The following is an 11,009-nucleotide window of genomic DNA, read 5'->3' on the forward strand; positions in this document are numbered from 1 at the left end:
TAATCCTTAATTTAAAGGCTATTGCTCATTGGTTTTAACCTCGGCCTCTTTTTATTGGACGTCCTGAACGATTGTGCCAACAGTGGTTGGGAGGTTTTTTGTGATGTTTATATATGCATAGGCTCCATTATTTAAAGTTAAATCAGGAATGTGCCGCATATGTTTTGTGCATAGCGGCAGCTATCCCAAAGACTAATTCTAACTATTTTAGTGCGAAACCTTTAAAAATAGAAAAGCAGTGCTAAGAATGAAGTGAGTAAAACCTTTGTGAATAAAAAAGGACGCAGAACTCAACTTATTGAACTAGAGGTACTGGTATACCCTGCAACAATAAGAGAGCCCACGTCCCGGGCCGTGAGCATCTTGCTTATCGTCTCGTTGCATTAAAATTACCAGTTTTCTAGTACGAGATTCAAAGCGAATGCTTCAATGTTTTATTTGAAGAATCGCAAATTTAAAGTTTAATCTACATGTATCAAACTCTATATGAAACAAATATATATAATAATCTATTAATAATCAAATATTTTCAATTGAAATAGATTATTATAATCATTCAATTTGTTTTATGGAAGAATATATCCGAGAGCAAAAGAAAGAAATAGGAGCTAGAATTCAAAAGATTTTAGCTATTCTCGATTTAGAACCAGCGCAATTTGCTGCATTGACTAAACTTACTGTTAATACTATCATTAATATTGAATCTGGTAAAGGCTTTAATAGTAATACTATATTGAATATTTCTTTTTATACGGGAATGCCTTTAAATGTTTTACTTAATCTCTCTTCAAATAGAATTGATAAAACTACACTGATCAAAAATTTTTGGTATAATGCCAAAACTTATAACTTTTCTGAATATGAAAAATTCAACGAAAAACGTTTTACAATCGTGGAAGCGATAAGAAGGTTAATAGAAGAGACTTCGTTTTTTGATATACCTAAAAAAACAGGAGAAGTTCGCAATCGTATTACAAAAGATTATTCTATTAAACTGGAAAGTTCTGCAGTTAGTCAAGCATTATTAGACTTTGTAGAGGATGGTCTACTTAATAAAAACAAAATTGGGTCAAGAAACTTTCATTACTCTAAGTGATTTTTTTTTATTTAAGTTGGAGGTGAAACTATATGACTGAGAATACTAGCGCAGGGTTCTGTGAGAGGCTTAGGGTGAAACTCCCAAAACCGTTAGCATTAATTTAAACGAACATTAGAGAAATCATTTGAAGAATAGTGAAATTAAAATAAAATTTTGGATTGAACTTTGGGAAGATTTAATTAATAATTTCTTGAAAAGGTCTTATGGACTCACCTTATATTCACCACATATTTTAATTGAAGATATTATAGTTGAAATTGAAGAAAACCAATTTAGAAACAAAGAAAACAGAAAATACTTTTATTCTAACTTATCTGACTTTTTAAAAAATGATGAAGTAATCCAAAATCATTTTAAATCCGAGTTTACACTATTAAGAAAAGACTTTAATTCTGACAAGACTAATTACACTCTTGCTTTATGCAAAAAAATTAATGAATCTTTCAAAAAAGGAATTTATTTCCAAAAAACATTAGTTCTAACAGAAAAAATACTACTAGAAGACACAGAATTAGATATCAAATTTGTTAATAAAATAAACTATTATTCTCAAAGCTTAATTGTTGAGCTCATCAGAAAATCATATGCATTAGAGGATGTGAAAAAATTCCTTAAGAATATTTTTGATGTGTATCATTATCACGGAGATTCATTAATAACAGATTTCCCACATAATATAGATTATTCAGAATATAAAGATGAAAATGAAAAAATCGACTTTAAAAAAGCTGAGGAAGTTGTAAAAAACATAATGGATAATCTCTCTTTTAAAGACAGAATAAAGAAACTATCATATTATTACAGTAAAAAAACTGAGAAGGTAAAATACATCTTCTTTATTAAAGGAATAAAAGGAGAAATTGACAAAACAATCTTTGGTGTAAATTTTTATAACATAAATCAAAAAAGATTTACTGAAGAGGATAGAACCTACGATTCAGAAGATTTACAAAAGCATCTTGAAAAAGATAAATACCTACAAGCAGCTGTAGAAATTGATTATTTACTACCTAAATCATCATTAAAATTTGCAAAATCAAAAATTGAAAATGCATTAGATATCCTCGCTTGTTATATTAGATTTAAAACAGATGTGGCATTAAATGAATCAAATTATATTATTGTAAACAAAGATAATAGATTGATATTCTCAACTTCTGGCAGAGGAAAGGATGATATATTTATGAACTATCACGATGCCTTAAATTTTAACGAACTAGAAAACCATATTGATAGTCTTAAAGAATTTTCGTTTTTATGGAATTCAAAGAAAAATTCAGAGACAGTTTCAAAAATCAAAAACGCTCTTCATTGGTATAGAAAAGGAGAACAATCAAGTAAAGAAGCTGATAAAATGCTAAATTATTGGATTGCAATAGAAAATTTATTCAATTCAAAAGAGGACATTAAAAAAGATATTTTTTCAGATATTCATAAAAGTAAATTTGACTTAATCCAAGAGATTATAGCTTCTGAACAGATATTCAAATTCGTATATGAATATGGCTGGGAACTGTATCATTATTTCAGTCATAAAGAAAGAAATCGTTTTGAAAAAACAGATATACCAGAAAATCTTGTAGAGCTTGGACAACTAAATCCAGAAGTAGGAACAAGTATTTATTTAGAAAATTTTATAAAAATTCTGCCTGAATTAAGAGTCTATGAAAAGAATTTATTCATTTTAGATAAAATAGATGCCGTAATAAAATTCTATTCTGATTCATCGTTTACAAAATCGGAAATATTAAATCACATTGGACAAGTTAAAAATGACGTTTTGATGATTTATCGATTTAGAAATCTAATTGTGCATAATGCTCATTTTGACAACACTCTTTTACCATATTTTGTTTGGAAGACAAAATCTTATTGTGGTGGAATTTTAAGGAAATTTATAAATAGCGACAAAGAGGATTCAAAGTTAAGTGATATAATTTTTGAGATTTTCATCGAAAAAGAAAAATTCTTGTTGGATTTTGAAAAGGGAAATATAAATTTATTTGAGAAAAAAAACTAATGCTAATAACTAAGAATTCGGCTCGCCGATAGGCCAGAGCTGAATTTTGTGTTGACGAATCCGGTTGATTTGCCATCTATGGGTAAAACGATGAGTTGAGGGAGGGATGGTTGGAGGTTGTGCTGTGATTGATTTGGTGAGGTGTGTACATACGTAGTGGTTACTCATTTTACTCGCATCATAAAATAAAAAGTGCTTTGATTAAATTGTATCCCATCCTTAAAAGTAATATGTTTGATAGGAACATATAATAAATATAGACGCAACTGGTTGCGTCTATATATGAGTTGGCAACAATAAGAGAAAATTATGGCATACAAGGATTTTATACAAAATAACACATATTACTATTTAGCAGATTACCCTTTGGAATGTCCTGAATGTCATCAGAAGACAACTCCGAATTATACGAATCATAGAATTGCCAATAATTCCCGTTTATTATATGCCAATTTATATTGTCCAAATCCAAATTGTGAAAAAAGTTATATTGGAGAATATAAATTAGATGGGAAAACTTATTTTTTTACTAAAGTTATAATTGGTAAACCTAAAAAAACGTTTTTCTCCGAGGAAATATCGACAATATCACCAATGTTTTTAAAAATATATAATGAATCCTTTACTGCTGAACAGATGCAATTATTAGAAATTTCAGGTGTTGGATATCGAAAAGCACTTGAGTTTTTAATAAAAGATTTTTTAATTAAAATGAAACCAGATAAATCGGAACTTATTAAGAAAATGTTTCTTGGTAAATGTATAGCCGAATTAGTAGACGACCCTAAAATAAAAACTACAGCCAAAAGAGCAGTTTGGCTGGGCAATGACCATACACATTATATAAAAAAATGGGACGATAAAGATTTAGCCGACTTAAAAAAGCTAATTCGATTAACTATAAATTGGATTGAATCGGAAATTTTAACAGCGGAATTAGAAACATCGATGCCGGAATAAATTACTGTTACCAATAACTAAGAATTCGGCTCGCCGATTACTCCCTTCGGTCATGAGTAAGTTGGCCAGAGCTGCATACTGTGTTGACGCATCCGGTTGGTTTGCCATTTGTGGGTAAAACGTTGGGCTAAGGGAAGGATGGTTGGAGGTTGTGCTGTTTTGGGCGGCCAAGTAGTATAGAACCGTCTTGTTCTATAACTTGTTAAGTGCTTTGCTTGTGGTTTGAATTTAGGATGCTTGGTTTTTATCGTTTAGTTTTAAAGTTGGGGCTTATTTGGCCCCCAATTAGTTGGGAGTGCTATTTTAGATTTCAAATGTATACATTTGAGAATAACAAACAGGAATGGCATGGGGTGCATAGGGGGTATATGGCACTCTGTGTTGTATATATAAATGTTGGCAACAATTAAAACCAAGCGTACTTTTGGACAAATCAATTAGAAATTTACAACCACCAAACCAATTAGCTGAAGGCTTTTTGAAATTTGCGAAAGAGGTAAATCAAAAATCCATTGATTTAAACACTAAATTCTCTGAAGAAGAAATTTGTGATATATTCAACAACAGTTTTCCTGGGAAAATCAGAGCAAATTTCCTGTTATGGATTGGAGATTTAAATAAGATTATAAGTGGAATTAATATCATTCTGTCTGACCTATCTGATTTAGAGAATAACAAAAAATCTCTAAAAGGAAATCCTGTTTCAAGAAGCGAATTTCTCTTTCAAGTCTTTTTTGGAGAATTTTTCAGAATTAGAGAAACTTCAAAAATATTTATTAAGATTTTGACAAAAGAAAAAGTTCTAAATAACAAAGGAAAAAAATCCGTTACGGAATTTTATTTTATTGCATTTAAGAAAATGTATGAAATAAGGAATATGTTTATACACGAAGGTTTGAGTTTCAAAGATTATGACATTGAATTTGGAAAGGAGTTTTATGAAATACTTTCGAAAGACGAGCAAGAAAAATTTATGAAACTAATAAAAGAATCTAACACAAGAGAGAATACGATTGAAATTCAATGTGCAATTTATATTAAATTCATTAATAAAATTATGTCTGACTTTTTAGAGTTTCAAGATTTATTAAGCAACCTTTTGGCTGATTTAATAATTGAATATGAAGGAAAAGCATTAAAAATAACTGTTGCCAATAACTAAGAGTTAGGCTCGCCAATTGGCCAGAGCTTAATTGTGTGTTGATGCATCCGGTTGATTTGCCGTCTATGGGTAAAACGTTGAGTTGAGGGAAGGATATTTGGAAGTTGCTCAGTGATTGATTTGGCCAAGTGTGTACATACGTAGTGGTTACTTATGGGAAAGTATCTTTTCTCATTTTGTACGCATCATAAAATAAAAAGTGCTTTGTTTAAATTGTATCCTATTCTTAAAAGTAATATGTTTGATAGGAACATATAATACATATAGACGCAACTGGTTGCGTGTATACATGTGTTGCCAGTAATACAACAAAAATCGAGAAATTAATGGGCGTATCAGAAAATTTTAAAACCTTTTGTGACGATTTAACTATCTCAACAACCAAACGTACGACCATTTCAATAAGATTTAATGCTATAGTTAAACGGCTTAATAACGATTTTTGGAATTTGGATTCAACAACTGGTGGAAGATATTTAGGTTCCTATGGTCGTCATACGGCAAACGACAGAGTCAGCGATGTCGATATGCTGTTTGAAATGCCTTGGTCAGTCCACGCAAAATATGATAAATATATTAGCAATGGACAATCTGCGCTTCTTCAAGATGTCAAAAATTCAATTGCTAAAACTTATCCGTCAACGTATCTAAAAGGCGACGGACAAATCGTTCAAGTTACATTTTGGGATTCTAACAAATTTGAAGTTTTGCCAGCATTTAAGCATACGGATAATACATATACCTATGGCGATTCAAATTCCGGAGGTAGTTGGAAAAAAACAAACCCGATTCCCGAAATTAACGCTATTAATTCAGGAGATAATTTAACAAATAACAATTTAAAAAGACTTTGTAAAATGACACGTGCTTGGAAATTTCATTGTGACGTGCCAATTAAAGGTTTACTCATAGACACATTAGCATATCGTTTTTTATTGAGTTGGGAACATCGCGATAAATCCTATCTTTATTACGACTGGATGTGTCGGGATTTTTTTGCATTTTTAAAAAATCAAACTTCCACTCAAACTATTTGGTATGCAGTTGGTAGTATGCAATCTATCTATAATCCCGATAATTTTAGATATAAAGCAACAATTGCTTATAATAAGTCTATCGATGCGATAAAGCTTGAAACTGATGGGAAACATTGGTCAACAAAACAAAAATGGAGAGAAATATATGGAATCAGATACCCAAGCTAAATTAACTATGGAATCCCAATTAAGGGAATTGTATGGTCGAACAGTATGGACGCACAAGACACAGGAAAAGTGTGCCGATATACTTCGTGCACGAAATCATAATATGAAGATTTTTCAAATAACGTTATCTGCCCTGACAACAACTGGAATTTTAGTAACTGTATTTGGAGAAAATTACACTGTAGGCATAATATCTGCTATTCTATCTGCAATTTTATTCACGTTAAATGCATATTTCCAAAAATATGATTTAGGAGAAATTGCACAAAAACATTCTGAATCCGCATCGGATATTTGGAATGTTAGAGAAAAATATCTTTCATTACTTACAGACTTAAATTCTGGAGTTTTGAATATCGTAGAAATCGGTAATAAACGTGATGAACTACAATCTGAACTATTTAATATTTATAAAGGAGCGCCAAGAACTTTAAGTAAGGCTTACAAAAAAGCAACAGAAAGTTTAAATATTAAAGAGGAGTTGACATTTTCAACCGAAGAAATAAATAATCTTTTACCTAAAGAATTAAGACGTGAATAAAGTACTACTGGCAATAACTAAGAATTCGGCTCGCCGCACCTGTCCCGCCTTAGCGGGGTAGGCCAGAGCTGAATTTTGTGTTGACGAATCCGGTTGGTTTGCCGTTTATGGGTATAATGATGGATAAGAAATGGACCTTGGATTCTTTGTATGAATCAGGTACATTTGAGAAAGAGAAACCAAAATAACATGGTGTACATAGGTGATATATACGTCACTCCTAATGTCATATGTTATATATACACATGTTCTACGCAATTTGACCAAACTAACCCGAATTTAATGACTGAATGAAATTGAAATGTCTTTGGTGTCTTAATGAACAACCACAAGTTACTTTTAACAAAAAAGCTCACACGATACCCAAATCTTTGGGAGGACAGAATTACAATAAGAATGTTTGTGATGATTGCAATTCATTTTTTGGAAATAAACAAGAAGTGAATTATTCTATTGAAGAGGCTTTAAAGGAAACTTTCAACATAACACGAAGAAGGCTATTGATGGACACTAAACAGAAACGTCAAGTCGGAAAATTTAAATCAAGATTTTTTGATATTAAAGAGCGAAATGGAAAGCCAAGACTTGTCATAAAACCATCTTTCCGACTAAATTCAACATTCCAAAGAGAATTATGTTATTATTTCAAACGCGGACTTTACAAAATGTATTTGGAAGAATTAAACAGGCAAACTGGAAAAGGATTCGAGCCAAAATATGATAATATCAGAAATTTTGCAAGATATGGAAAGGGAACTGCAACTGTCCTGTATTTTAACCGAGTGATAGGAATAATGTTAATGTTTCGAAGTGAAGCAGAAACACCAATTTTATATTTCGATAGAATGAAATATTTATATTCTAATGAGCAATTTGTAGAAATTGAATTTCTTGGACACGTATTTGGCTTTCCGATAACAGTATACACGCAGTCGGATTTTAACAGTTATATAAAAAAGTCATTAGAAGAAAAAAAGAGATTTTTCAAAAATGCAAAAGAAATTGACAAACTAACTGATGTAGATTTAAGCTTGAGAATAATGAACAGCTGAATAAAAACTGCGTAGAATAACTAAGAATTTGGCTCGCCGATAGGCCAGAGCTGACTATTGTGTTGACGCATCGGGTTGGTTTGGCGTCTATGGGTAAAACGTTGGGTTGAGGGAAGGATGGTTGGAGGTTGTGCTGTTTTGGGAGGCCAAGTAGTATAGAACCTCTTGTTCTATAACTTGTTAAGTGCTTTGCTTGTGGTTTGAATTTAGGATGCCTGGTTTTTGCCGTTTAGTTTTAAAGTTGGGGCTAATGTAGCCCCCAATTAGTTGGGAGTGCTATTTTAGATTTCAAATTTATACATTTGAGATATGAACTATAAGAAATGGACCTTGGATGCTTTACAGGAATCGGGTATATTTGAGAACGACAAACAGAAATGGCATGGGGTGGATAGGGGGTATATATGGCACTCTATGTTGGATATAGACATGTTGGACATAATTATATAAGAATGATAACAGATTTAAGAACTTCAATATTACATCATTATTTGGCCCCCAATTAATTGGGAGTGCTATTTTAGATTTCAAATTTATACATTTGAGATATGAACTTTAAGAAATGGACCTTGTATGCTTTACAGGAATCGGGTACATTTTGAGAACGACACACAGAAATGGCATGGGGTGCATAAGTGATATATACGTTACTCTGTGTTATATATAACCATGTTGGCATTAATTTGAGAAATGGATAAACTAATAGAAAGAATACTTAAATTTTTTGAAAATAAATCTATTCATTTTGGTTTAAGGACTTCTCTATTTATAATTTCTATTTTTGTTTTAACGACTTGCGATTACTATTTAAATTTCACTTATGATATTCATCTAGATAACAAAATTGAAAAATTAGAATCAATTAATAATCTAAAGGAAATATATAAAACTGATTCTATAAAACTATCTGAACTGACTGAATTAGAAAATCGGATTTACAAAAGAACGCACTATTCTGACCGATTACGCATTTTGGATTTAAACCAAATCAATATTTTCAAGAAATCGGACACAACTGAAATCAAAAGACCAATTATTAAAAACGATAATACTATTACAAATAAACCCATTCGTTCATTATTTTGGATGGTTTTGTCATCTAATTATTTCTTTATTATTTTAATTATTGGCTTAATAATTATGCCTTTTACTGGCTCTGTACACAGAGAATTAAAAAATGTTTTAGGTGCTATTGCCGCAATAATTATAATAATCGGAATTATATATTTAATCACTTCTATTGCTTATAAGATTCCTTTGTTATGGAATAAACCATATTTGAATTACATACTTAATTTCTTAATTCACTCACCTTTTATTTATTTAATATTTTGGTGGAATAAAACAGGAAAAAACTAATGCCAATAACAAAGAATTAGGCTCGCCGATAGGCCAGAGCTGCATATTTTGTTGACCCATCCGGTAGGTTTGCCGTCTATGGGTAAAACGTTGGGTTGAGGGAAGGATTGTTGGAGGTTACGCTGTGATTGATGTGGTCAATATGCAATGTAGCGCGAAAGGATCTTTTTGAAATTACTTATCCTTTATATGCAGTTGTTTTACTACAGGGAAAAATGAATAAGTGGAACAGAAGTTCCATTTATCCGGGTAATATAAGGTGTAAATGTTTATATTAGGTCCACATATAACGAGTTTCACACCAGCTAAAACCAACATAGAGAATTGAACCAACAAACAGTAAAATCATTTATTCAGGAATACAAAAATTCATTTGACCGAATAAACAAACACGAACTTTACAAATGGAAAGCAGTTAAACAATTCCAAACTCATTGGAATATTGACGCTTCGGATTTTGCTTCAATGCTCGAAACTTCATTGAGTAAAACAGCAAATCTTTTAGATAGTCACAACACATTTCCTTTTCGAATGGTTTGTGAAAATGCCAAGCAATCGCCTGAAAAAATCCGTTTACTATTTAAAGGTTTGTATGACGAAAATTTGGACTTAACAGAACGAGTTAAAACTTTCAGAGCGGAATTTAAAACATTAAACGAATCAAATTTTTCTGGTAAAAACAACTATCAAGGACAAAGAACAGTTGTTGTTTACTTGACATTGAAATATCCAGAAAGATATTTCTTCTATAAATTCGGTATGTTCGACAAGTTTTCTGACATAGTAAATTATCATTATAAACCAATAAAAGGTCGTTACGAGAATATCATTCAATTCCAAAATCTATGTGAACTTTTAAAATACGAACTTGAAAATGACCAAGAGCTCATAAAACTTCACAAAGAGAGGATTGATGATGATTGTTATTATGACAAAAACTTAAAAATTCTTACCCAAGATTTTGTTTATGCAGTTGTTCGACATTTAGATGTTGAACCTCTGCTAAAAGAAACTGAACCTGAAAACATATTTGAATTAAGTCAAGGACTAACTACTTCTGTTCAACTTGCTGAAACTGGAATTGATTTTACACCACGAACAATTAATCATATCCAAAATAATATTGCAAACAAAAGAATTGGAGATTTAGGCGAGATTTGGGTAGTGAATTATGAAAGAGAGAAATTAAGAAAATTAGGTAAACCAAAATTGGCAAATAAAGTCGAACATACGGCAAAGAATTTTGGAGATGGAGCAGGTTTTGATGTAATGTCATTTAATGAGAATGGAGATAAAATGTTCATCGAAGTTAAAACAACAAAAGGTGGTTTAAATTCAACATTTTACATTACACGAAACGAATTGGAAAGAAGTTTAGTAGAAAAGGAAAACTATTACGTTTATAGACTTTATGAATTTGACGATGACAATAACACCGGAAAGTTATTAATTCTAAATGGAGAATTAACTAACCTCTGTCAAACACCAATAAACTACAAGGTAACGATGAAAAAGCCAGCTTGTAATAACTAAGAAGAATTCAGCTCGCCGATTACTCCCTTCGGTCATGAGTAAGTTGGCCAGAGCTGCATACTGTGTTGACGCATCCGG

10 protein-coding genes are annotated in these 11,009 nt (G+C 31.3%); all 10 read left to right on the forward strand.

The window, feature by feature from the left end:
- Nucleotides 1-568 precede the first annotated feature (568 nt).
- Nucleotides 569-1,096: a hypothetical protein gene (locus JEM65_RS13380; RefSeq protein WP_199600358.1), complete on the forward strand. Its 528-nt coding sequence runs from the start codon at nt 569-571 to the stop codon at nt 1,094-1,096.
- 127 nt (nt 1,097-1,223) lie between these two features.
- Nucleotides 1,224-3,119 (forward strand): hypothetical protein, encoded by a 1,896-nt coding sequence (locus JEM65_RS13385; protein WP_199600365.1) that lies wholly within the window; start codon nt 1,224-1,226, stop codon nt 3,117-3,119.
- Nucleotides 3,120-3,428: 309 nt separating this feature from the next.
- Nucleotides 3,429-4,079 carry a DUF4145 domain-containing protein gene (locus tag JEM65_RS13390; protein ID WP_199600367.1) on the forward strand — a complete coding sequence of 217 codons (651 nt, stop codon included), beginning with the start codon at nt 3,429-3,431 and terminating at the stop codon, nt 4,077-4,079.
- A 424-nt stretch (nt 4,080-4,503) separates the two neighbouring features.
- Entirely contained in the window at nt 4,504-5,241 is a 738-nt protein-coding gene (locus tag JEM65_RS13395; protein ID WP_199600369.1) for a hypothetical protein, read from the forward strand.
- A gap of 326 nt (nt 5,242-5,567) precedes the next feature.
- Complete coding sequence (locus JEM65_RS13400; protein ID WP_199600371.1) at nt 5,568-6,446, forward strand: SMODS domain-containing nucleotidyltransferase; 879 nt, start codon at nt 5,568-5,570, stop codon at nt 6,444-6,446.
- The gene (locus tag JEM65_RS13405; protein WP_199600374.1) at nt 6,424-6,987 is read left to right on the forward strand and encodes an SLATT domain-containing protein; all 564 of its coding nucleotides are present in this window, start codon (nt 6,424-6,426) and stop codon (nt 6,985-6,987) included. Before JEM65_RS13400 ends, JEM65_RS13405 begins: the two co-directional genes overlap by 23 nt.
- A gap of 290 nt (nt 6,988-7,277) precedes the next feature.
- Complete coding sequence (locus JEM65_RS13410) at nt 7,278-8,039, forward strand: HNH endonuclease (protein WP_199600376.1); 762 nt, start codon at nt 7,278-7,280, stop codon at nt 8,037-8,039.
- Nucleotides 8,040-8,348: 309 nt separating this feature from the next.
- Complete coding sequence (locus JEM65_RS13415) at nt 8,349-8,489, forward strand: hypothetical protein (RefSeq protein WP_199600378.1); 141 nt, start codon at nt 8,349-8,351, stop codon at nt 8,487-8,489.
- 240 nt (nt 8,490-8,729) lie between these two features.
- Complete coding sequence (locus JEM65_RS13420; RefSeq protein ID WP_199600380.1) at nt 8,730-9,398, forward strand: hypothetical protein; 669 nt, start codon at nt 8,730-8,732, stop codon at nt 9,396-9,398.
- Nucleotides 9,399-9,722: 324 nt separating this feature from the next.
- Complete coding sequence (locus JEM65_RS13425; protein WP_199600382.1) at nt 9,723-10,931, forward strand: DUF3883 domain-containing protein; 1,209 nt, start codon at nt 9,723-9,725, stop codon at nt 10,929-10,931.
- The last annotated feature ends 78 nt before the right edge of the window (nt 10,932-11,009 follow it).

The sequence above is a fragment of the Gelidibacter salicanalis genome (assembly GCF_016469035.1).
GTDB classification, from domain to species: domain Bacteria; phylum Bacteroidota; class Bacteroidia; order Flavobacteriales; family Flavobacteriaceae; genus Gelidibacter; species Gelidibacter salicanalis_A.

Coding starts and splice junctions, on each gene's coding strand:
- JEM65_RS13380 (WP_199600358.1), top strand. CDS start 569: ATGGAAGAATATATCCGAGAGCAAAAGAAAGAAATAGGAGCTAGAATT.
- JEM65_RS13390 (WP_199600367.1), top strand. CDS start 3,429: ATGGCATACAAGGATTTTATACAAAATAACACATATTACTATTTAGCA.
- JEM65_RS13400 (WP_199600371.1), top strand. CDS start 5,568: ATGGGCGTATCAGAAAATTTTAAAACCTTTTGTGACGATTTAACTATC.
- JEM65_RS13405 (WP_199600374.1), top strand. CDS start 6,424: ATGGAATCAGATACCCAAGCTAAATTAACTATGGAATCCCAATTAAGG.
- JEM65_RS13410 (WP_199600376.1), top strand. CDS start 7,278: ATGAAATTGAAATGTCTTTGGTGTCTTAATGAACAACCACAAGTTACT.
- JEM65_RS13415 (WP_199600378.1), top strand. CDS start 8,349: ATGAACTATAAGAAATGGACCTTGGATGCTTTACAGGAATCGGGTATA.
- JEM65_RS13420 (WP_199600380.1), top strand. CDS start 8,730: ATGGATAAACTAATAGAAAGAATACTTAAATTTTTTGAAAATAAATCT.